Origin of the sequence: Pseudoalteromonas sp. MTN2-4 (assembly GCF_042848605.1) — a bacterium.
In the GTDB taxonomy this organism is placed as follows: domain Bacteria; phylum Pseudomonadota; class Gammaproteobacteria; order Enterobacterales; family Alteromonadaceae; genus Pseudoalteromonas.
The window spans coordinates 273,917-296,884 of the sequence record NZ_BTGK01000005.1 but is presented as its reverse complement, the minus strand read 5'-3'; the positions used below and the strand labels follow the sequence as shown (position 1 = coordinate 296,884).

At 41.1% G+C, this 22,968-nt stretch carries 21 protein-coding genes; all 21 read left to right on the top strand.

All coding sequences use genetic code 11. The features are described 5' to 3' along the window. Nucleotides 1–126 precede the first annotated feature (126 nt). The 21 genes from mnmE to ACGHEH_RS14195 all read left to right on the top strand — a co-directional run bounded on the left by mnmE (nucleotide 127) and on the right by ACGHEH_RS14195 (nucleotide 22,823). Complete coding sequence (gene mnmE / locus ACGHEH_RS14295; protein ID WP_390446456.1) at nucleotides 127–1,491, top strand: tRNA uridine-5-carboxymethylaminomethyl(34) synthesis GTPase MnmE; 1,365 nt, start codon at nucleotides 127–129, stop codon at nucleotides 1,489–1,491. Between the two features lie 662 nt (nucleotides 1,492–2,153). Further along, nucleotides 2,154–2,597: an FMN-binding protein MioC gene (gene mioC, locus ACGHEH_RS14290; RefSeq protein ID WP_390446515.1), complete on the top strand. Its 444-nt coding sequence runs from the start codon at nucleotides 2,154–2,156 to the stop codon at nucleotides 2,595–2,597. Nucleotides 2,598–3,023: 426 nt separating this feature from the next. Further along, nucleotides 3,024–4,913, top strand: coding sequence for a tRNA uridine-5-carboxymethylaminomethyl(34) synthesis enzyme MnmG (gene mnmG / locus ACGHEH_RS14285; protein ID WP_390446454.1), 1,890 nt, complete (start codon nucleotides 3,024–3,026; stop codon nucleotides 4,911–4,913). Nucleotides 4,914–4,929: 16 nt separating this feature from the next. Then, complete coding sequence (gene rsmG / locus ACGHEH_RS14280) at nucleotides 4,930–5,550, top strand: 16S rRNA (guanine(527)-N(7))-methyltransferase RsmG (protein ID WP_058031488.1); 621 nt, start codon at nucleotides 4,930–4,932, stop codon at nucleotides 5,548–5,550. Nucleotides 5,551–5,562: 12 nt separating this feature from the next. After that, nucleotides 5,563–6,348, top strand: coding sequence for a ParA family protein (locus tag ACGHEH_RS14275; RefSeq protein WP_058031487.1), 786 nt, complete (start codon nucleotides 5,563–5,565; stop codon nucleotides 6,346–6,348). Nucleotides 6,349–6,362: 14 nt separating this feature from the next. Next, nucleotides 6,363–7,319 carry a ParB/RepB/Spo0J family partition protein gene (locus tag ACGHEH_RS14270; RefSeq protein ID WP_390446451.1) on the top strand — a complete coding sequence of 319 codons (957 nt, stop codon included), beginning with the start codon at nucleotides 6,363–6,365 and terminating at the stop codon, nucleotides 7,317–7,319. A gap of 138 nt (nucleotides 7,320–7,457) precedes the next feature. Then, nucleotides 7,458–7,838: an ATP synthase subunit I gene (locus ACGHEH_RS14265; protein ID WP_130254907.1), complete on the top strand. Its 381-nt coding sequence runs from the start codon at nucleotides 7,458–7,460 to the stop codon at nucleotides 7,836–7,838. Between the two features lie 15 nt (nucleotides 7,839–7,853). Continuing rightward, on the top strand, nucleotides 7,854–8,711 hold the full coding sequence (atpB, locus tag ACGHEH_RS14260) for a F0F1 ATP synthase subunit A (RefSeq protein ID WP_349284988.1): 858 nt from the start codon (nucleotides 7,854–7,856) through the stop codon (nucleotides 8,709–8,711). Nucleotides 8,712–8,767: 56 nt separating this feature from the next. After that, complete coding sequence (atpE, locus tag ACGHEH_RS14255) at nucleotides 8,768–9,001, top strand: F0F1 ATP synthase subunit C (RefSeq protein WP_349284987.1); 234 nt, start codon at nucleotides 8,768–8,770, stop codon at nucleotides 8,999–9,001. Nucleotides 9,002–9,042: 41 nt separating this feature from the next. Further along, nucleotides 9,043–9,513, top strand: a complete 471-nt coding sequence (gene atpF / locus ACGHEH_RS14250; RefSeq protein WP_058031482.1) for a F0F1 ATP synthase subunit B — start codon at nucleotides 9,043–9,045, stop codon at nucleotides 9,511–9,513. Between the two features lie 15 nt (nucleotides 9,514–9,528). Next, on the top strand, nucleotides 9,529–10,062 hold the full coding sequence (gene atpH / locus ACGHEH_RS14245; RefSeq protein ID WP_058031481.1) for a F0F1 ATP synthase subunit delta: 534 nt from the start codon (nucleotides 9,529–9,531) through the stop codon (nucleotides 10,060–10,062). A gap of 14 nt (nucleotides 10,063–10,076) precedes the next feature. After that, nucleotides 10,077–11,618: a F0F1 ATP synthase subunit alpha gene (atpA, locus tag ACGHEH_RS14240; RefSeq protein ID WP_058031480.1), complete on the top strand. Its 1,542-nt coding sequence runs from the start codon at nucleotides 10,077–10,079 to the stop codon at nucleotides 11,616–11,618. 57 nt (nucleotides 11,619–11,675) lie between these two features. Further along, a complete protein-coding gene (gene atpG, locus ACGHEH_RS14235; RefSeq protein ID WP_130254903.1) occupies nucleotides 11,676–12,536 on the top strand; it encodes a F0F1 ATP synthase subunit gamma in 861 nt (286 codons plus the stop codon). A gap of 32 nt (nucleotides 12,537–12,568) precedes the next feature. Beyond that, on the top strand, nucleotides 12,569–13,954 hold the full coding sequence (atpD, locus tag ACGHEH_RS14230; RefSeq protein WP_390446447.1) for a F0F1 ATP synthase subunit beta: 1,386 nt from the start codon (nucleotides 12,569–12,571) through the stop codon (nucleotides 13,952–13,954). Between the two features lie 14 nt (nucleotides 13,955–13,968). After that, nucleotides 13,969–14,385 (top strand): F0F1 ATP synthase subunit epsilon, encoded by a 417-nt coding sequence (locus tag ACGHEH_RS14225; protein WP_058031477.1) that lies wholly within the window; start codon nucleotides 13,969–13,971, stop codon nucleotides 14,383–14,385. Between the two features lie 234 nt (nucleotides 14,386–14,619). Next, entirely contained in the window at nucleotides 14,620–16,836 is a 2,217-nt protein-coding gene (locus ACGHEH_RS14220) for a winged helix-turn-helix domain-containing protein (RefSeq protein WP_390446445.1), read from the top strand. Between the two features lie 1,044 nt (nucleotides 16,837–17,880). Beyond that, nucleotides 17,881–18,021 (top strand): hypothetical protein, encoded by a 141-nt coding sequence (locus tag ACGHEH_RS14215; RefSeq protein ID WP_390446443.1) that lies wholly within the window; start codon nucleotides 17,881–17,883, stop codon nucleotides 18,019–18,021. A 20-nt stretch (nucleotides 18,022–18,041) separates the two neighbouring features. Continuing rightward, on the top strand, nucleotides 18,042–18,623 hold the full coding sequence (locus ACGHEH_RS14210) for a hypothetical protein (protein WP_390446441.1): 582 nt from the start codon (nucleotides 18,042–18,044) through the stop codon (nucleotides 18,621–18,623). Nucleotides 18,624–19,873: 1,250 nt separating this feature from the next. Then, complete coding sequence (locus ACGHEH_RS14205) at nucleotides 19,874–20,056, top strand: hypothetical protein (protein ID WP_390446439.1); 183 nt, start codon at nucleotides 19,874–19,876, stop codon at nucleotides 20,054–20,056. A 16-nt stretch (nucleotides 20,057–20,072) separates the two neighbouring features. Then, nucleotides 20,073–21,779 (top strand): hypothetical protein, encoded by a 1,707-nt coding sequence (locus ACGHEH_RS14200; RefSeq protein WP_390446438.1) that lies wholly within the window; start codon nucleotides 20,073–20,075, stop codon nucleotides 21,777–21,779. Continuing rightward, nucleotides 21,780–22,823, top strand: a complete 1,044-nt coding sequence (locus tag ACGHEH_RS14195; RefSeq protein WP_390446436.1) for a formylglycine-generating enzyme family protein — start codon at nucleotides 21,780–21,782, stop codon at nucleotides 22,821–22,823. It abuts the gene before it with no gap. Nucleotides 22,824–22,968: the final 145 nt, after the last annotated feature.

The following is a 22,968-nucleotide window of genomic DNA, read 5'->3' as shown; positions in this document are numbered from 1 at the left end:
GCCTGCTTATTGCAGGCGTTTTTGTTTCAGCCTTGATAACTAACATTTCTCAACTCTGCCCAATCTGGCTGACACTGATGCTTTAGAGTACAATTGCAGTATTGTAATTGCTCAGCAAAAGAATCCATGATTAATCAAGACACCATAGTCGCTCAAGCAACCGCGCCCGGTCGTGGTGGTGTAGGCATCATCCGAGTTTCGGGTAGCTTATCTACTAACGTAGCCGAAAAGATTTTAGGCAAATGCCCAAAGCCGAGATATGCTGAATATCTCTCTTTCAATAGCCTTGCGGGTACGCAGCTTGACCAAGGTATTGCCCTATTCTTCAATAACCCACACTCTTTCACTGGCGAAGACGTATTAGAGCTTCAAGGCCACGGTGGACCCGTTGTAATAGACATGCTGTTAAAAGAGATCTGCCAGATTGAAGGCGTACGTTTAGCGCAACCTGGTGAATTCTCAGAACGTGCTTTCTTAAACGATAAAATGGATTTAACCCAAGCTGAAGCCATTGCTGACTTGATCAATGCAACCAGCGAGCAAGCAGCAAAAAGTGCCCTACACTCGCTGCAAGGTGATTTCTCAAAACACATTCACACGCTGGTGGAAAAAGTCATTCACCTACGTATGTATGTTGAAGCTGCTATCGACTTCCCAGATGAAGAAATTGATTTTTTATCGGATGGTAAAGTAGCAGGCGACTTAGCAGCCATCATCACGCAGCTTGATGAAGTGCGCCAACAAGCGAAGCAAGGCAGCATTATGCGTGAAGGTATGCGCGTGGTGATTGCTGGACGTCCTAATGCAGGTAAATCATCGCTGCTTAATGCCCTAGCAGGACGAGAAGCGGCCATCGTGACTGATATCGCCGGCACCACGAGAGATGTACTGAGGGAGCACATTCACATTGATGGTATGCCGCTACATATCATTGATACAGCAGGTCTTCGCGAAAGCCCTGATAAAGTGGAGCAAATCGGTATTGAGCGCGCATGGGATGAAATTCGCCAAGCCGATCATGTGTTATTTATGGTTGATGGCACAGATACCACAGAGACCGACCCTATGCAGATCTGGCCTGAGTTTATGCAGCAGTTGCCTGATGGCATGAAAGTGACTGTGGTACGCAACAAAATCGATCTCTCAAATGAAGCGGTAAACCTCGATAAAGCGGGTCAGTATCCCCTACTTCGCTTAAGTGCTAAAAGCACCGAAGGTGTCGATTTACTGCGTGAACATCTCAAAGAATGTATTGGTTTTACCGGTGCCACTGAAGGCGGATTTATGGCAAGACGTCGTCATTTAGACGCCTTAGAGCGTGCCGCCGAGCATTTAGATATCGGACAAACGCAGCTAGAAATGCATGTAGCTGGCGAGATCTTGGCTGAAGAATTGCGCCTCACTCAGCAACATTTAAATGAGATCACCGGTGAATTTAGCTCAGATGATCTACTTGGTAAGATCTTCAGCTCATTTTGTATCGGTAAGTAACGGTATACATACTTCAAGCGTCGCATCCCCCCTATTGTGACGCTCATTTCCCTAATAGCCAGCCCATTATTTCATCAAATTAAGTTAAAAACCTTAAATTCTTCTCACCGTTATGCTGCAACCCCACCAACTTTTAAGGCATCCTTGGATAAAATCAGACAAAAAACGTCACCAAAAAGCGATCTCATTCGAGAAAAAACAGACCTCAGAGCCGATCAGCCTGCAAAGCGCACTTTGATCAGACCAATAAATAGACCTTTGATCACCTTATTCGGATCTATTTTCAGAATTTATAGAACATTTAATTATATAAACTTATTTTTTAGATCCAAAAGTAAGTGTAGCAAAATAAACAAGTTCGAGTTATACACAAGCAGCCTATCCACATTGCTAAAATATCAACACAAAAACCTAAAAGAAGATCTTTTTAAGCCCGTCAACTCACCGAAGAAAATAAACTAGACGCAACTTTCACTCAGTTTATCCACAAATTAACAACTAAAAAACAGCGAGGAATAAATTATTATTTTATTATAAATCAATATATTGAGTGATAAACGCTGATTTCATAGGCATTAAAAGTTATCCCAAGTTTAAATCCCCTCTTTACTTCTTCCACAGGCACATTATGATAGCCCCTCAAAGTAGATAGGATGAGTAAAATGCCGCAAGTCGACATCATTGTAGGTAGCCAGATGGGATCAGCAGAGTATGTCGCTGAGCAACTACAAGAAGCCCTTGAAGATCAAGGTTTCGAAACCGTGTTACATGAACAACCAAACTTTGATGATTGCCAACAGGCAAACTGGCTGGTGGTAACCTCTACTTATGGTGCTGGAGATTATCCAGACAATTTACTGTCATTTATTGAGCAAATAACAGCGCAATCTTCTTTATCACAGCTCAAACATACAGTTGTCGGAATTGGCGACAGTAGTTACGACACCTATAACTATGCAGCAAAGAACTGTGATGCACTGTTAAAAAGTAAAGGATCACAGTCTTTATTAGCACCATTAGAGATCAATGTGCTTGATGAAGCCTTGCCAGAAGATACCGCTTTAGCTTGGTTGCCAAACTTGATCGAGAAATTGGCAGATAATTAGAAAGATCTTTTACACAGAAGTTATTCACAAAATCCCCATATATTAGATCGGATTGTGGATAACCGTTGATCTAACTGCTGATCTACGCATACTTATCCCTTGGATAAATATTTCCCGATCTGAGGTTGTGAATAAAACGCCGATTTGATCAACGCTTATACCGAGTAAGATCCGATCTAATTCACACCTATTGATCTGATCTAAGTTTATGCTTTTAAAGATGTAGTTAGAGTTACACACAGATCTCACGATCACTAATAATAAAATCTAATAAAAGATCTTTAAAAAGATCCTTATATATATTTAGTGATCACATTTTCGTATTTTCTAGGTTGTTTAATATTTAAGCGTTTCACTTCTGAGTTTTTCTAGGTAGAATACGCATCCTTTCAAAATTCACCGGTTGTTTTAAGTAGGATCCCGTAGATGATTTATCATGAACATTTTGATGTAATAGTTGTTGGTGGCGGTCATGCAGGTACTGAAGCTGCATTAGCGGCTGCACGCATGGGCATGAATACCCTATTGTTAACCCATAATATGGATACTTTAGGCCAAATGTCATGTAACCCAGCAATTGGCGGGATCGGAAAAGGACATCTGGTAAAAGAGATCGATGCACTTGGTGGTGCAATGGCCAAAGCGATCGACAAAGGCGGGATCCAATTTAGAACTTTAAACTCGTCTAAAGGTCCTGCAGTTAGAGCAACTCGCGCACAAGCTGATCGCGCACTTTATAAAGCAGCGATCCAAGACATTTTGCAAAATCAAGAAAACTTGAAGATCTTCCAGCAGTCTTGTGATGATCTCATTGTTGAACAAGATCAAGTTAAAGGCGTTGTGACTCAAATGGGTCTGCGCTTTAGTGCGCAAACGGTAGTATTAACTGTTGGTACATTCTTAGGTGGTCAGATTCACATTGGTTTAGAAAACTTCTCTGGCGGTAGAGCGGGTGATCCACCTTCTATCGCATTAGCAAAACGCTTAAGAGAACTGCCATTCAGAGTTGATAGACTTAAGACGGGTACGCCACCACGTATTGATGCCCGTACAGTTGATTTTTCTGTGATGCAAGAACAACCGGGTGATACGCCAACACCGGTATTCTCTTTCATGGGTAAGCAGAGCGATCACCCACAACAGATCCCTTGCTACATTACTTATACCAATGAGAAAACCCATGATGTGATCCGTGATAATTTACATCGCTCACCAATGTACGCAGGTGTCATTGAAGGTATTGGTCCACGCTATTGCCCATCTATTGAAGATAAAGTGGTTCGTTTTGCAGATAAAGAAAAGCACCAAATTTTTGTTGAGCCTGAGGGCCTAACGTCTTATGAGCTTTATCCAAATGGTATTTCGACAAGCCTGCCTTTTGATATTCAACTAGATATTGTTCGTTCAATTAAAGGGTTTGAAAACGCGCACATCTGTCGCCCTGGTTATGCGATTGAATATGATTTCTTTGATCCGCGTGATTTAAAACAGTCCTTAGAAACTAAATTTATTAATGGCCTATTCTTCGCTGGTCAGATCAATGGCACAACTGGTTATGAAGAAGCCGGTGCACAAGGTTTGATCGCAGGTATGAATGCGGCATTACAAGTACAGGGCAAAGATGCTTGGACACCACGTCGCGACCAAGCTTACACAGGTGTACTGATTGACGACCTTGCAACATTAGGTACAAAAGAACCATACCGTATGTTTACCAGCCGTGCTGAATACCGTTTACTTCTTCGTGAAGACAATGCTGATCTTCGCCTAACAGAGAAAGGTCGTGAACTAGGCTTAGTCGATGATGAGCGCTGGGCGGCTTTCAATGAAAAACTCGAAGTGATGGAACAAGAAACACAGCGTGTTCGCAGCACTTGGATCCATAAAGAGCACCCAGCACTCGATCAAGTTAATGCGCTGCTTAAAAAGCCATTAACGCGTGAAGCAAGTTTAGAAGATCTGATCCGTCGTCCAGAAGTCGCACAAGCTGATCTATATAACATCGAAGGGCTTGGATCTGAATCTGACAACTGGCAAGCCTTAGAGCAAGTTGAGATCCAAACCAAATACGCAGGTTATATTGCACGTCAGCAAGATGAAATCGAAAAACTGATGCGTCATGAAGAAACACAAATCCCTGCTGACTACGATTATAGTCAAGTAAGTGGCTTATCGAATGAAGTGGTTGCCAAGCTTTCTGATGCCAGACCGCAAACTATTGGTCAAGCATCTCGTATTTCTGGTATCACCCCAGCAGCGATTTCGCTATTATTAGTCTATTTGAAAAAGCAGGGCTTACTTCGTAAGTCAGCATAAGCCGCAAGGGTAGACTGTGTTACAACCATTACTGACTTCTTTATTAGCACAAACGGATATTGTGCTAAGCGACAAACAACAGCAACAACTGGTTGCTTATGTCGAATTGCTTGATAAATGGAATAAAGCCTACAACTTAACTTCTGTGCGTGATCCTAAAGAAATGATGGTGAAACATATCATGGATAGTTTAGTGGTAGCGCCTCACTTAACAGGCAAGCATTATATTGATGTAGGTACAGGCCCTGGCTTACCGGGCATTGTACTTGCTATTGCTTTACCTGATACCCAATTTGTATTACTGGATAGTTTAGGCAAACGTGTGCGCTTCTTAATGCAGGTGAAACATGCATTAGGGTTAGATAATGTCACGCCAGTACAGTCTCGAGTTGAAGAATATCAACCAAGTGTTAAATTAGACGGGGTACTAAGCCGTGCATTTGCATCATTACAAGATATGGTGCAGTGGTGTTCGCATTTAATTGATGATTCAGGTCGATTTGTTGCTTTGAAAGGGCAATTTCCTGATGAAGAACTTGAAAACCTGCCTGCAGGTACCAAGTTCGAACAAGATATTAGTTTAGATGTGCCTAAATTAGATGCTGAGCGACATTTAATTATTCTGTCAAAAGACTAAGTTGAGGGTAAAGTGGCAAAAGTTATTGCAATCGCAAACCAAAAAGGGGGCGTGGGTAAAACAACCACCGCCGTAAACCTTGCCGCATCAATGGCCGCAACCAAACGCAAAGTATTACTTATCGATTTAGACCCACAAGGTAACGCCACTATGGGTAGTGGTGTTGATAAGTATGGCGAGGTTGCCACCATCTACGATTTGTTAATCGAAGAAACACCAATCAATGACGTGGTTTGTAAAGAAACGTCTGGCGAATACCATTTAATTGCTGCAAACGGTGATGTTACCGCAGCAGAAGTTAAATTAATGGAATTATTCGCTCGAGAAGTAAGATTAAGAAATGCCTTAGAGGCAGTTCAAGATCAGTATGAATTTATTTTTATTGATTGTCCGCCTTCATTGAATATGCTGACAGTCAATGCCATGGCGGCAGCGGATTCTGTTTTAGTGCCTATGCAATGTGAATATTACGCATTAGAAGGTCTAACTGCCTTGATGGATACCATCACTCAGCTTGCTAAGTTGGTAAACCCTAACTTACAGATTGAAGGCATTCTACGCACTATGTACGATCCGCGTAATCGACTTGCCAATGATGTATCTGAACAATTAAAACAGCACTTTGGCGAGAAAGTATACCGTACTGTGATCCCAAGAAATGTCCGTTTAGCCGAAGCGCCAAGTTTCGGTGCGCCAGCCATGTATTACGATAGAGCATCAAGCGGTGCAAAAGCATATTTAGCATTAGCCGGTGAAATGTTAAGACGTAAAGAGCAGCAAACGGCTGCTGTTGCGTGAGAGGATAATAATAAATGTCAGTAAAAAAACGTGGTTTAGGTCGAGGCTTGGATGCCTTATTGAGTTCAGCAAAACCAGCTCCGGCTGTACCTGTTGAAGTAGCAGCACCAGAACCTGAATTACCGGCCACTGCACCTGAGCAAGAAGTTGCATCGACAACCAGTACTTCACAAACCGATAATGAACTTCGTCGTTTACCAATCGAGTGGCTTCAGCGTGGCAAATACCAACCACGTAAAGACATGTCTGAAGAAGCGCTAGAAGAACTTGCCAGTTCAATTCGTGCACAGGGCGTACTGCAACCGGTTGTCGTGCGTGAAATTGCCCATGAAAAGTTCGAAATCATTGCAGGTGAACGCCGTTGGCGTGCTGCACAGTTAGCGCAACTCGATGTTATTCCATGTTTAGTTAAAGATGTTGCCGATGAAGCTGCGGTTGCCATTGCATTGATTGAGAACATTCAGCGTGAAGATCTAAATGCTATGGAAGAAGCGGTTGCACTCGAACGTTTACTGAACGAATTTGAATTAACGCATCAGCAAGTTGCAGAAGCGGTTGGCAAATCTCGCACTACGGTCACCAATTTACTGCGTTTAAATAATCTCAACGATGATGTAAAAAAATTGTTAGAGCATGGTGACATCGAAATGGGTCATGCCCGTTGCTTACTTGCACTAACAGGTGAAGTGCAATCAGAAGCAGCACGAACAGCAGTTGCAAAAGCGCTTACAGTTCGTGAAACAGAAAAATTAGTGCGTTCAATCCTTGAACCTGTGGATAAAAAACAGACAAAAGAAAAAGACCCAGATGTCAAATTGTTAGAACAACAGTTGGCAGAAAATTTAGGGGCGAAAGTTGAGATTAATTACAATCAAAAGGGCAAAGGAAAGCTAGTCATCTCCTATGCAAATCTCGATGAATTAGATGGCATTCTTAGCCAAATTCAGCCAGATCTACAACAACCTTCCTAACGCATAATTATTAGACGAAAGTGGCGCTGAAAATGTGTCACATTTCGTCGCTGCAAGTTGCAAAATCACCAAAAATAAGTATAATTTCGCCAGTTTTCATACCCTGATAAATTTTTGCGTCATTAAGGTAAATTAAAAGTGACAAATTCGTTAGCAGGCCCATATAGGCGTGCCGCATTAAAAGGTGTTTTACTTCAGGGTATCGTAGCAACAATCGCTGCAGTAATAGTTTTAGTTGGTTGGGGAGTACAAGCAGGCGCTTCAGCATTAGCTGGCGGTCTAGTTATGGTACTTCCTAATTTTGTATTTGCTTTATATGCATTCAGATATATGGGCGCCAGTAAAGCAGAACAAGTGTTTGACTCGATAAAACGAGGCAACGGATTAAAATTTTTGATTACCATTTGCTTGTTTGCACTAATATTTAAGCACTTTGCTGTCATGGCTTTGCCATTTTTCTGTTGTTATATATTAGTGATGTTTGCACAGTGGTTTTCACCGATTTTTTTTAATCATTAACTTTTGGGATAAAACATGGCTGCAGAAGAAGTGACTCTATCGAGCCATATTCAGCACCACTTGACCAATGCTAAGATGTGTTCAACCGATGCCGGTTTAGCCTTCAATAAAGCATGTGCGGACAGTGGATTCTGGACATGGCACGTGGATACCCTCGCATGGTCTATCGGTTTAGGTCTTATTTTCTTATGGATCTTCCGTAGCGCCGCTAAAAAATCAACCACAGGTGTACCTGGCAAGTTTCAGTGCTTCATCGAGATGATCGTTGAGTTCGTTGGCGACAACGTACGCGACACTTATCACGGTAAAAGTGCTCTAATTGCGCCATTAGCCCTAACAATCTTTGTTTGGGTGTTCTTAATGAACCTGATGGACCTTATTCCTGTTGACTTCTTACCTGCATTTGCTGGTTTCGTTGGCGAAACGGCATTTGGTATGGATTCACACGATGTGTACATGAAAATTGTACCAACAACTGACATCAACCTAACAGCTGCACTGGCTATTGGTGTGTTTTTACTGATGATCGGTTACTCAATCAAGATGAAAGGCATTGGTGGTTTCATTGCTGAATTAACGCTTCACCCGTTCAGCTCTAACAACAAGATTGCCATGATTTTCTTGATCCCTTGTAACTTATTACTTGAAACAATTGCGCTGGTTGCTAAGCCATTCTCGCTAGCTCTGCGTTTGTTCGGTAACTTGTACGCTGGTGAATTGATTTTCATCCTTATCGGCGCAGTTGGTCTTATGCAGCTTCCGTTGCATTTCATTTGGGCAGTGTTCCACATCTTAGTAATCGTACTTCAAGCATTCGTATTCATGATGCTGACTATCGTTTACCTAAGTATGGCTAGCTCAGATAACCACTAATTATTTATAGATTTTATTAACTTTAACTTTAACTTTAAGAAACTTTGGAGAAAAAAATGGAACTAGTAGAAGGTTTAAAATTCATCGCTGTTGCTCTACTTATCGGTTTTGGTGCTATCGGTACTGCGATCGGCTTCGGTAACATGGGTGGTAAATTCCTAGAAGCATGTGCTCGTCAACCTGAACTTGCACCTTCACTACAAGTTAAAATGTTCATCCTAGCTGGTCTAATCGATGCTGTAGCAATGATCGGTGTTGGTATCGCAATGGTATTGTTGTTCGTACTTTAATATTATTTTTGAACAGCTTACTATTTTAAGGAGGAGCGGTTGTGAACTTAAACGCCACTCTAATAGGTGAATTAATTGCATTTACGGTTTTCGTACTTTTCTGTATGAAATACGTATGGCCACCGTTAAATGGTGCAATTGAAGCTCGCCAGAAAAAGATTGAAGATGGCTTAGCTGCCACTGATAAAGCTGAACAAGAACTTGAAGTTGCGCGTAAACAAGCTGCTGAGCAGCTTAAAGAAGCGAAAGCTCAAGCAGCTGATATCGTTGAACAAGCTAAGAAGCGTGCTGCGCTTATCGTTGACGAAGAGACAACGCGTGGTCAGCAAGAACGTGAAAAAATCATCGCTCAAGGTCACTCTGAAATTGAATCAGAGCGCAGCCGAGTTTCAGAAGAGCTACGCAAGCAAGTTGCTACGCTTTCTGTAGTTGGTGCTGAGCGCATTTTAGAGCGTGAGATTAACCAAGCTGCACACAGTGACATCGTTGAAAAACTTGTCGCTGAGCTTTAAGTAGGGGGTCTGAGCATGTCTGAATTGACTACTATCGCTCGCCCATACGCTAAAGCAGCTTTTGAACTTGCCGTTGAAAAAGGCAATGTTGAAGCATGGAATGAAATGCTGTTCTTCGCTGGTCAAGTGGCCAGCGATGAGCAAGCAAGTTCATTACTAGCTAGCATTCCAACAGCTGCAGAACAAGCTGATGTTTTCATCAAAGTTTGTGCTGAACAGCTCAACGAACAAGGTCAAAATCTTATCAAGCTGATGGCCGAAAATGAACGTTTAGCCGCCATCCCAGCAGTTGCTGAAATCTTTGCTGAATTTAAAGCAGAGTTTGATAAAGAAATCGACGTAGACGTGGTTTCTGCAACTGAACTTGCTGCTGAGCAGCAAGACAAACTGGTCGCGGCACTTGAAAAACGTTTCGCACGCAAAGTTAAGCTGAATTGTAGCATCGACGAAACCGTTGTTGGCGGTTTAGTTATCAAAGCTGGTGACACCGTGATTGACGGGTCTGTCCGAGGCAAGTTGGACCGCCTAGCGGTATCGCTACAATCGTAATTGGGAAAAAGAGCATGCAACTTAATTCCACTGAAATTTCTGCACTGATCAAACAACGTATTGAACAGTTTGAAGTTGTTAGTGAAGCACGTAACGAAGGTACTATCGTATCTGTTACTGACGGTATCATCCGCATCCACGGTCTAGCTGACTGTATGCAAGGTGAGATGATCGAGCTTCCTGGCAACCGTTATGCTATCGCACTAAACCTTGAGCGTGACTCAGTAGGTGCAGTAGTAATGGGTCCTTACGCTGACCTTAAAGAAGGCGTAAAAGTACAATCTACAGGTCGTATCTTAGAAGTACCAGTTGGTCGTGGTCTACTTGGTCGTGTTGTTAACACACTAGGTCAGCCTATCGATGGTAAAGGTGCACTAGACAACGACGGTTTCGAGCCAGTTGAAAAAATCGCACCAGGCGTAATCGAGCGTCAATCAGTAGACGAGCCAGTACAAACTGGTTATAAGTCTATCGATGCGATGATCCCAGTTGGTCGTGGTCAGCGTGAGCTAGTAATCGGTGACCGTCAGACTGGTAAAACTGCTCTAGCAATCGATGCTATCATCAACCAAAAAGACACAGGCGTTAAGTGTGTGTACGTAGCGGTTGGTCAGAAAGCGTCTACTATTGCTAACGTAGTACGTAAATTAGAAGAGCACGGTGCACTTGAAAACACTATCGTTGTTGTTGCATCTGCTTCTGAATCAGCAGCGCTACAATTCCTAGCGCCATTTGCTGGTTGTACTATGGGTGAATACTTCCGTGACCGCGGTGAAGACGCGCTAATCGTATATGATGATCTTTCTAAGCAAGCTGTTGCTTACCGTCAGATCTCACTACTACTTAAGCGTCCACCAGGCCGTGAAGCATACCCAGGTGACGTATTCTACCTTCACTCACGTCTTCTAGAGCGTGCATCACGTGTAAACGCTGATTACGTTGAGAAGTTCACTAACGGTGAAGTGAAAGGTAAAACAGGTTCATTGACGGCATTGCCAATCATTGAAACTCAAGGTGGTGACGTTTCTGCATTCGTACCTACCAACGTTATCTCAATCACCGATGGTCAGATCTTCCTAGAAACTGACTTATTCAACGCAGGTATCCGTCCAGCTGTTAACGCTGGTATCTCGGTATCTCGTGTAGGTGGTGCAGCGCAAACTAAAATCGTTAAGAAACTAGGTGGTGGTATCCGTCTAGCGCTAGCTCAGTACCGTGAACTAGCGGCGTTCTCTCAGTTCGCTTCTGACCTTGACGATGCAACGCGTGCACAGCTTGAGCACGGTGAGCGTGTAACAGAGCTAATGAAGCAGAAACAATACGCACCAATGTCTGTTGCTGAAATGTCTCTGTCTCTATTTGCTGCTGAGAAAGGTTTCCTACAAGACATCGAAATCAACAAGATCGGTGATTTCGAAGAAGGCCTTATCGGTTTCGCAAACAGCACTTACGCAGAGCTAATGGCTCAAATCAATGAAACAGGTAACTACAACGCTGAGATCGAAGCGCAGCTTAAAGAACTTCTAGAGAAGTTCAAAGCAACGCAAACTTGGTAATTTAGTTATGGATGGTGAGTGTTCTTAGAATACTCACCTTGATTCGGAGAGAGAGTCATGGCCAGCGGAAAAGAGATTAAAAGCAAGATCGGGAGTATCAAGAATACTCAGAAGATCACCAGCGCAATGGAAATGGTTGCTGCTTCTAAAATGAAGAAAGCACAAGACCGTGTGGCTTCAAGCCGTCCATACGCTGAGAACTTACGCAAAGTGATCGGTCGTGTTGCTCAAGCAAATCTTGACTTCCAGCACCCGTTCTTAGAAGAGCGCGATGTGAAGCGAGTTGGTTATATTGTTATCTCTACAGACCGTGGTCTATGTGGTGGTTTAAACTCAAACGAGTTTAAGAAAATCACACAAGACGTACAGGCGTGGAAAGAAAAAGGCGTTGAAGCTGAATTCGCTACTTTAGGTAGCAAAGCTGCTGGTTTCTTCCAACGTTTCGGCGGTGATTTACTCGCTAAGAAAGCGGGTCTTGGAGATGCACCTTCAATTCAGGACGTAATTGGTCCTGTAAAAGTAATGCTAGACGCATTCGCTGAAGGCAAAATTGACCGTTTATTCGTGGTATACAACAAATTCGTAAATACCATGAAGCAAGAGCCAACGATCGAACAGTTATTACCTTTGCCAAAAGCTGAAGAAGAAGTATCAGCTCACGCTTGGGATTACCTATATGAGCCGGGCCCAGAAGCGATCCTAGAGACGCTATTGGTTCGTTTCATTGAATCACAGGTTTACCAAGGTGTAGTTGAGAATGCTGCCTCTGAACAGGCTGCCCGTATGGTTGCGATGAAAGCCGCAACTGATAACGCAGGCGACCTAATGGATGAGCTGCAACTTGTTTATAACAAAGCCCGTCAGGCTGCAATCACACAAGAAATCAGTGAGATTGTAGGCGGTTCGGCAGCTGTATAACGCTTCGGCAAAGTTTAACGAGAGGAATAGACATGAGTTTAGGTAAGGTCGTCCAAATTATCGGCGCCGTTGTGGACATCGAGTTTCCACAAGACAACGTGCCAGCCGTATATGACGCACTAAAAGTTACAGATGGCGACTTAGCTGGTTTGACTTTAGAAGTTCAACAGCAGCTAGGTGGCGGTGTGGTACGTGGTATCGCACTTGGTACTACTGACGGTTTACGTCGTGGTACTTCAGTAGAAGGCACAGGCGAGCCAATCAAGGTTCCAGTTGGTACTAAGACCCTAGGTCGTATCATGGACGTACTTGGTCAGCCAATCGATGAAGCAGGTCCAATTGGTGAAGACGAGCGTATGTCAATTCACCGTGCTGCGCCTTCATACGAAGAACAATCAAGTTCAGTAGAACTTTTAGAGACTGGTATCAAGGTAATCGACCTTGTATGTCCATTCGCTAAAGGTGGTAAAGTTGGTCTATTCGGTGGTGCCGGTGTAGGTAAAACCGTAAACATGATGGAACTTATCCGTAACATCGCAATCGAGCACAGCGGTTACTCAGTATTCGCAGGTGTTGGTGAGCGTACTCGTGAGGGTAACGATTTCTACCATGAGATGAACGATTCAAACGTACTAGACAAAGTATCTCTAGTATACGGTCAGATGAACGAGCCACCGGGTAACCGTCTACGTGTTGCACTAACGGGTCTAACTATGGCTGAGAAGTTCCGTGACGAAGGTCGTGACGTACTTTTCTTCGTAGATAACATCTACCGTTACACACTAGCGGGTACTGAGGTATCAGCACTTCTAGGTCGTATGCCTTCAGCGGTAGGTTACCAGCCAACACTAGCTGAAGAAATGGGTGTACTTCAGGAGCGTATCGCGTCTACTAAGACTGGTTCAATCACGTCTATCCAAGCGGTATACGTACCTGCGGATGACTTAACTGACCCATCACCAGCTACGACGTTCGCGCACTTAGATGCAACAGTTGTACTTTCTCGTGACATCGCATCACTTGGTATCTACCCAGCGGTAGACCCACTTGATTCAACGTCACGTCAGCTTGACCCTCAAGTAATCGGTAACGAGCACTACGACACAGCACGTGGCGTTCAGACTGTACTTCAGCGTTATAAAGAACTGAAAGACATCATCGCGATCCTAGGTATGGACGAGCTATCTGACGAAGATAAGCAAGTTGTATCTCGTGCACGTAAAATCCAGCGTTTCCTATCTCAGCCGTTCTTCGTTGCTGAGGTATTCACAGGTGCACCTGGTAAATACGTTTCACTGAAAGACACTATCTCTGGCTTCAAAGGCATCTTAAACGGTGAATACGATGACATGCCAGAGCAAGCTTTCTACATGGTTGGCTCAATCGACGAAGCGATCGAAAAAGCCAAAAACATGTAATTTAGGAGGGTGTTATGGCAATGACAGTACATCTTGACGTAGTAAGTGCAGAGCAGAGTGTATTCTCTGGTGACGTAACCACTATTCAAGTGACAGGTAGTGAAGGTGAGCTAGGTATTCATCCTGGTCACGCGCCACTATTGACTGGCCTAAAACCTGGTATGGTACGTTTAGTTAAACAAGATGGTTCTGAAGACATCATCTATGTTGCTGGCGGTACGCTTGAAGTTCAACCTAAGACAGTAACCGTTCTTGCGGACGTTGCTATCCGTGGTGAAGAGCTTGACGAGCAGGCTGCTGAAGAAGCTAAGCGTGAAGCGCAAGCACAAATGGCTTCAGGCACGACGTCTGAGCTTGATACGCATGCTGCAGCTGTACAGTTAGCAGAAGCAATCGCTCAGCTACGTGTTATTCGCCAGCTACGCAAATAATACATCCTATCTGGTTTAAAAAGCCCGCACAGCAAAGTGCGGGCTTTTTTATTTGTATAATACTGTGAGTTCGCGACGACAGTATGTCCAAACTAAGCTTAGTTCAGTACACAAACAGGGAGTGTGCATATAGGATATATCATGTTGCTCGTTCAAATATTTTGTCATTTGATAAAATATGGAATGATAGCAGTTAGTTATCCACGTTAATTAAATGCTAATTTATGAATGGGATTGAATTTAGAAACAGATTCAATTAAATTGACCGCCACTGCTAGTAAAACTAAGACGCACGGAATGAATGAGGTTAGCTTTTCTAGGGCAGTTAAAGAAGTCAAGTTTGGAGCTTGGACTTTAGACCCTAAACGACAAACAATTTTCGATGGCGAAGTTACAAGAGAGCTTGAGCCTCTGTTGTTCAAAATTTTATGCTATTTAATTATCAATGACGGTCAAGTGATCATCCGGCAAAATCTCATAGATGATGTGTGGTGTCAAAAATATGTTGATGATAATGCCATAAATAGAGCTATGTCTGAACTGCGGAAAATACTTAAGTCAGACATCCAAAAAGGAATTGTAGTAAAAACCCACTATCGAAAAGGTTACAGCTTTTTCCTAGAGCCAGAAATCATATATCACGAAGAGCAACTAACTGAGGAAGTTCGCCCGAATACTACTGAACCTAAAAGTGAAGAGTCTTTATCACCGAAAGCTTACCTTAGCTCACATGATAAAAATCGCTCCTTATCTTTCTACTCTTCGGTCATTTTATGCTTAGTTCTTATTACTGTTACAGGTTATTTTTTTACAGTAACTAATTATACAAAAGAAGAAGTTGTAGTCGAAAGCCGAGATATTGAAGACAGTGTTTTGTCTTGGGTACCTGGTCGTTATGCTAACTTACGACTCTCTTTTGATAAAAAGCTCCTTGCTCTGTCTTTTATACCTCAGGGAACAAATTTTCATTCGCTAGTTGTTAAAGAACTAGCTAGTGGGTATGAGCGAAGGCTTGGAGAGGACGGTGTTGATTACTTTCCTCTTGGGTGGTCGACCGACTCGAGTATTCTTTACTACCGTGCCAAAACCGATACTACTTGTCAGATATGGCAAATAAAAGCTGATTTTAGCCAAGGTAATAAAGCCTTATTCGAATGTAATATGCGGGCTCAAGTTTATGGAAGTGGAGTTGGTAAAGACCGCCTAGTTTATTCTAAGTCAGGCTATCGAAACCGAGATGAGCTTGCTGCATTGACAAGCAGAGATCTAAATACAGGGGCCGAGTTTCAAATTAGCTCCCCTAACCTAAATTCATACGGAGACCAGTTCTTAACCTATATTCCCGAGCAAGAAATTATTTTTTTTGAACGTCGCCAATATGATAAGAATGAGCTTTATATGACGGATCCAGATGGCGGAAATCAGGTGAAGTTATTAGAGTCGCCTAATCGTATATGGTCGATAAATTATGACTCTGATTCGGGTTTACTTTTATGGTTTGATAATACCGAAAACATTGTATTTGGTTACAGTTTAAATGAACGTAAATTAGTAAAAAAAGAAAAGTTAAACACCTCGCAAAGCTTTTCAATTTTTCAATTTTTAAATAGTAATGAAATGCTCATTGCAAGTTATCCATATGGCTCTTACATGTACACCCTTAATCTTAATAACAAAGAGATGCAAGTTGATATACCTCTAAACTTAGGTAGTTTGAGCCCAATTAAGATTAAGCAAGATCATCTTGTTATTACCAATCGGGGTGAAAATGCATTTATATCTCTGATTGAAACTGATGGGACTAGCCTCGCCTTAAATATCCCTGCTGGAGATATTCGAGGTATAAGGTATCAACAAAAGGGTGATTTATTACTGGTTCAGCACCACAATAAAATGGAGATATACAAGTATTCAGACCTTACACTGATTGATAGTATTAACGTTGATGGTGCTATCATTTCAGCTGAGTTTTTGAGTGAGTTTGATATTGGCTACGTCACTTTGGGAGAGCACAAAGTTAAAAGTAGCTCTTACAAGTACTCTCTAAAACATAAGAAAAAGACCTCGATCCCAGCACTGAATTCTCTATGGCTTGGCCGTCTTGATAATACAACACTGGTCTCATTATCATCTAATGATACCGTGATTATGTATGACATCAATTCGGGAGAAACCTTGCAAGAAATTGATTTACCAATCGCTAGATATAAGCACTCGATAGCTACGGGTGGCGGGTACATCTATCATTCTGACGGGGAGAAGATATATCGAACTACGCGCGGTAAAGAAGAGGAATTAAAAGAAATATATATGGTTGAAAATGCTAATATGCATACCATTAAGGATATTCGCTACTCAGCAGAAGACAATGCACTGTGGCTATATATGATTGAAGTTAATGATAATCAGCTATTGAGTATTAAGCTTAAAGGCAAGCAAGAGGATAAGTAAACCTCTTTAAAATTAGGGTTTATATCATTCTATTTAGCATTCGATTTTATTTAAAATCTTCATTTGCTATGAATGTTGTTTGTACTAAATTAAGAAAATTTTGATATTGTTGAATTGACAGCCTACAGAAAGAAATTTTTCTTTCTATTCTGCTTTTATACTCATCTGATGAATAGGTCACCTCCACCAGCAGAGTAAGCCAAGAGTGAAAAAACAATTCCTGTTTCAACTTTGCATTTTCAATCAATAGCATACTTATTTTATAAGCGTTATTTATTATGTTACACAGATCATAAATATATCCTGATGGACAAACCATGACATTATTAAGTCATGTCAGTGTGACTATACTGATGTTAAATCGGATATTTAACATGCACAAGTACAGGTGACAACTCAGTTGCTTTACCGACAATAAATGACTAATAGCATATTTTGAATACAAATGAAGCTGTCGCTAAGCGTAGTTAATCTTGTGCTTACGTTCTAAAAGCTTAGAGCCCTGCCAATAGTTAAAATCTAAATGTAATAAAGTCAATTTCTATTCACTACCTCTTAGTGGCAGATTACTCATCAAATGTGAGAGTGATTTCTAGCGCTGGCTAATTCTTTTTAGCAGAAGTATAGGGAACAGTGCGGCGAATTCCTCGAATATGTACTTTAAAGTATATGGTCAATTATTATGTACTCTTAGCGTAAGCATCATTTACCTTGTGAAAATCTAACGTCAACAGACTTACTCTTTAAATGGCACTCAACTGGGCTTTGTATGTCATGTAGAGATTGAGGGTAACGTACTAATTTATATGAATAAAAAACTTATAAGGTTGGAATAATATTTTGGTTTTTATAAATAACTATAAAGATCAATAGCTTGAGAAACTGTTATCGATGAAAGTCTAAGGATTGATAATTACAGAAATAAATGGAATTCGCTTAACTTAGAAACCGTTATCTACACACAACAATGCAATTAACAACTTACTAATAAAAGGACACTTAACTATGGTATCTGGTTTCAAATTAAAGCTAAAAACAAAGAAAATGAAAATACTATCAGCGAACTCAGTAATGGATATGAAGCAGACAAAAGTGATTGCAGGTGGTACATCTGAAACAGAAACTCATAAGTACCCAGACTTATTAAATCCAGCACCGAAGGAAACGAGCACAAATAATAGCTAAGGTATTATAAGGAGGTATATGTGAACACCGCATACTCATTACTTGCCGTATTACTTAGTGCTGAATCAGTTGTAGGAACACTTCAGCTCCAAGAGCCTGCTGGTGAATATTATTATTCCAGGGATGGAGGGGTAGTTATTAATGACTATCAACTAAAACTAAAGGATAAAGTGAGTAAAGGACAGACTCTATTGACGTATGTCACAAAGCCTGATCAAATACAGAGAACTATCATTGCTCGTGATAGTGGCTATATTGAGTACGTGAATGAAAAGCTAAGCAAAGGCTATGAGATTACTTCTGATGAAATGCTGTATAAGGTTAAATCAAATCGAATATTCGGCTGGTATTATCTAAAAAGCTCACAGTTACAACCTTTAGATATGAATATTAAACTATGGACTTGCAATCAGCTTGGAGAAAAATGGACGTTTGATATCGATGCTGTTAAGCCTGATAAAATTCTAGTGTCAGCCCTCGTACCGAAAACATTTAAAAATGTTAAGGTTTTAAATCAACAAGGGTTGGTAATGTATTTTAATGAGCGTGATTGCTCCAATGGCAGATCTTTTACTAAAGCGCCTCAAGACACATTAGATTAGAGTGCATTTCAATATACTCAGCGTATGTTGAAATGCGACAACTCAAGTGACGAGTGGATTTAATCTGCAATTTCGGCTTTCTAGAGTCTAAATGTAAAGCTTAAGCGGTATGGCAGAAATATTTTTGTCGATTAGGCTTAGCATTGCTGCGCAGTGAGTAACCATTCATGGTACAAAGAATATCTCTCATAATCTGTTTCATAAGTTTAAAACAGCATAATCATGGTGTGTGGACTTGTATATAGCCACCCCTTCAATGAAGTCATCAAATTAAGAACACATTACGACTTAATTAACCTGAGCTCTGGATAATAAATCTATCTCCAGCGGCTATTTTCAACGTTAACTGCGTTGAATTTACTTGCAATAGGCTAGCTATTGACGCGTAAATTCGCCTGGTTATCGATAAAAGTCTCCGGCTGCAGACTTAAAAAACACTTATCATTTCAATATCAAAACGTTAGTAAATCTCTTAACCAAAGCTCAGGTTAATTATACTGAATTTGCAATTGTAGAGGGCTTCGGTTTACTTGAGATACTTGTTGTTTCTTATTCCCTTTTTATGGCGCCCTGACAATAGAATAATTATGGTACGTCAGATGATAGCCGATCAAAAATCTTAACGTATTGATTATTAGGAGCCTTGGATGGTATTTGCTATTGAGTGGGTTTTGGTTGAGGTATGCACTTGGGTGGTAATATTCATCGGGAGTAACAGTATGCTTACAGATGGTATTATGATGATGGATTCAGTTTGGAGCATTTCTATTAGCAGTCATTTATATGTTGAATATATCAAATAAGTTATGTTGCACCTATTCTCATATCTGAATGCACTTCATTCCTAAATATCCTTCATTCCTAAATATCCTTCATTCCTAAATATCCTTCAAGGCCAAGCTTGTTCTTTGCCCTGGCATTCAAACGACTGTAAAGGAGAAAACTACGCTGACTTTTCTGGATTAAAGTGCTTCAGAAAGATAAAGAAATATTACAAAAAATCGGCTTTCTATCAGAAATTGACTTCTAAATATCTCATATGAGTACGAGCGTTAGAATGATTAATAGGTACTCTTACAAAACAATATTAAGAACACTAGCTTCATAAGTATTGGTTTTAATTATCTGTTTTTATTGGTTATTTTTTAAAATTTACTCTTTTGACTAATTTTTATTTCGACAGCAGAATGGGTCACGAACACAAGCTACTTTATGACAGTTTTTAAAACGTATGATGCTCGGAGTTAACAATGCCAGACCAAATAGAAAGTGATTTTTATAATCCGATAAATAGCAGTGCTGTTTTTAGCTATTCGAAATATCAACTAGAAGCGGTGAACCACGATATGAAGCTTACCAATGCAACATGTGATATTGCATTGAATTCAGAATACGAGTGGTTGGCCTCAGTAGACTTCGCACCAGTTATTTAATTAAAAGGAGTTTAAAATGATAAAACATACTTCTCCACTGAGTGGTATCGCAACATTTCAAGGAAAATATGTCCTGTCCGCAGGGTATGATAACCAAGTTATTTTATGGGACGCTAATACCAAAGAGGCATTAGCGCGCGGAATTCATGACCATTTAGCAAATCAGTGCGTATTCCATTCAGATGGAAAACTGTGTGCTTCGTCTAGCTCTGATTATTCGGTTAGGCTGTGGGAATTACCGAATATGAAGTTAAAAACCGTATTGAATGCGCATACGGATGACGTAGAGGGTATCGCATTTCATCCTGAAAAACCGCTTATAGCTACTTGCTCCCGAGATCACACGCTGTGCCTTTTTGATTTTAATAATAATTTGATACAGCGTTACTGTGGTCATACCGCGGATGTTATTTCTGTTGCATGGCAAGGCAACTCGGATATTTTAATTAGCTGTTCAGATGATGGAACAATTAAACGCTGGGATGCTGAAAGTGGAAGAATAATTGAAGACATTGATCTCGACGGCATTGAAACCGACACCATTGCAATTTCTCAAGAAGGCGTGATCTATGCTGGTAATGATGAGGGTGAGATCATCCTAATCAACCAAAATAGCAAGATCACAGTCCCAGCCCATAACGCAGGAATAAAAAGGCTAGTTTATGATCCTGCACAAAAGCTGCTCGTCAGTATCAGCTACGACAGACAGGCCAAAGTATGGGCATGTAGCAATGACTCTATTAATTGTGTTCACAGCGCTGAATTACCAGCCATTATTTGGCCTCGGTCTGTGGCATTTTTAGACAGTGAAACGCTTGTTTTTGTGACCTTTGGCAGTTCCTATGCGCAATATAACATCAACACTCAGCAATGGTCTTTAAATCATATAGAGCCAACACTTGGCGTTAATGCGGTGTGTGAATATCAAGGAGATATTTATACAGTTGGTGACGCAGGCACTGTGTATCGAAATAACAAGTTACAAAGAACGCTACCAAGTTTGTGTAACTTTTTCACTCCTTTAGGTGATGCATTAATAACAGGTGGGCAAACAGGCCAGGTATTTGATGCTATTACTGGTGATTGTATTTACCAACACCGCTCGCCATTGAATTGTGGTGCAACTTTTAAGCGTCATGGTGAAGAGTATGTCGTTGTTGGTACTTACACCGGCGAAAACTTGATATTCAAACGCAACGAAAGTGGCAAAGTAGTGCTATTTAAGTCAATAAAATCACATGCTAATGCGATTAAAGGCGTGAGTGCTAATAACAATACTATTTTTAGCGTGTGCGCAGACACATCGGCTTCATTTATTAATATCAAAGACTTCTCTACAGCTGAGTTCATGGAAGAGGGTCACAGTATGATTGCCAATGGATGTGCTAGTTCAGATGACGGCGTATTCGTATCAGTCAGTCGAGATTTGAAACTTAGAGTCTGGGAAGACGGTGAAGTTTCAGTAATAGATACCCCTCATCAAAATTCAATTAAATGTGTGGCAATCAGTAGCGATGGGAATCTTGTCGTGACAGGTAATTATGCCGGGTTTATTGGTGTATATGATCGTTCAAGTCAAGAGTGGGTAAAGTGGTACCACCCAAGTTATGCCGGTATTTCATCACTCAGCAGAACAGAGAATGGTGATTTCTTAGCTAGCTCATATGAGGGAAGAGTGCACTTAGTAACTGGTAGAGACTTTATACAAGCAAAGGCGGCATAAATGTTTAGTCAAAATCAAAGCATTGAAGCGATTCATCAAAAGCTTTCTCTAACAGGTGCAATTATAAGTAGTAATGAATTAGACAATATTAATCGATTGAGTGAACGCGCAGCGATGGCGTTACAAGATAATTATATTGCCTCTGATTTGGATGATTTATCTGAACAGTTTCGTTCGTTGATGGAACTAGATAAAGAAGTATTAGTTGAATATCTTTCAGATATTAATCGTAACTTCAAAGAAAGGTTTGTAGCTGGGCAATTATTAAACTTGGTGGGAGATCCGCGTATTAATGCATTTGAGCCAGCCATGATAAATATTCCTGCTCAGAAAATAACGGTTGGCTTAGATCCTAAAAAGGTAAACAAAATAGTGGAGCAATATGCGCATTATGGTGTTTTACCTGAGTGGATAAAAAAAGAGACGCCGGTTTTTAGCATTGATATTGCCCCTTTTAGACTTGGTAAGTACCCAGTCACAAATTTGGAATATAAAGAATTCTTAGTTGATAGCGGGTATGAATACCTACCTGATAGCTGGGAATATGGCACATATAAGGTAGAGACCGCAAACCACCCAGTACATACCATTAGTGCTGAAGACGCTGATAATTATTGTATATGGCTGAGTGAAAAGTTAGGACGAAAATTTCGCTTGCCGACAGAACCTGAGTGGGAGTATGCGGCAACAGGTGGAAAAGATATTGAATTTCCGTGGGGCAATGATTTCATGCCAGATCATGCTAATACAGTAGAGAGTGGTATTTTGCGTAGCACTCCTGTCGGTATCTTCCCTAAAGGCTCCGGGCCATTTGGTCACCTCGATTTAGCAGGCAATGTTGAAGAGTATGTTGCTGATAATTATCACGCTTATCCTGGAGCAGAGTTAATTTATGATGACTTGCTTGAAAAAGAGGGGGAATACCGAGTAGCGAGAGGTGGAAGCTATACCAGGTTTAGAGATTTAGCTAGGTCACGTCGACGTCACGGGCGGTATAGGTCCAAGCTTTATATTATGGGGTTTCGTTTAGCTGAAACAATATGATTTAGGTGGGATAAATAAAAATTTGAATCTGATTATTGCTTTATGTGCAAGGAGTAGACTCTATATCAAAGCTTCTTGCTCTGCATGTGATGAGTATCAAAACAGGACGCAGAATAAGTAAAAAGATCTTTTAGGTGTGGAAAAT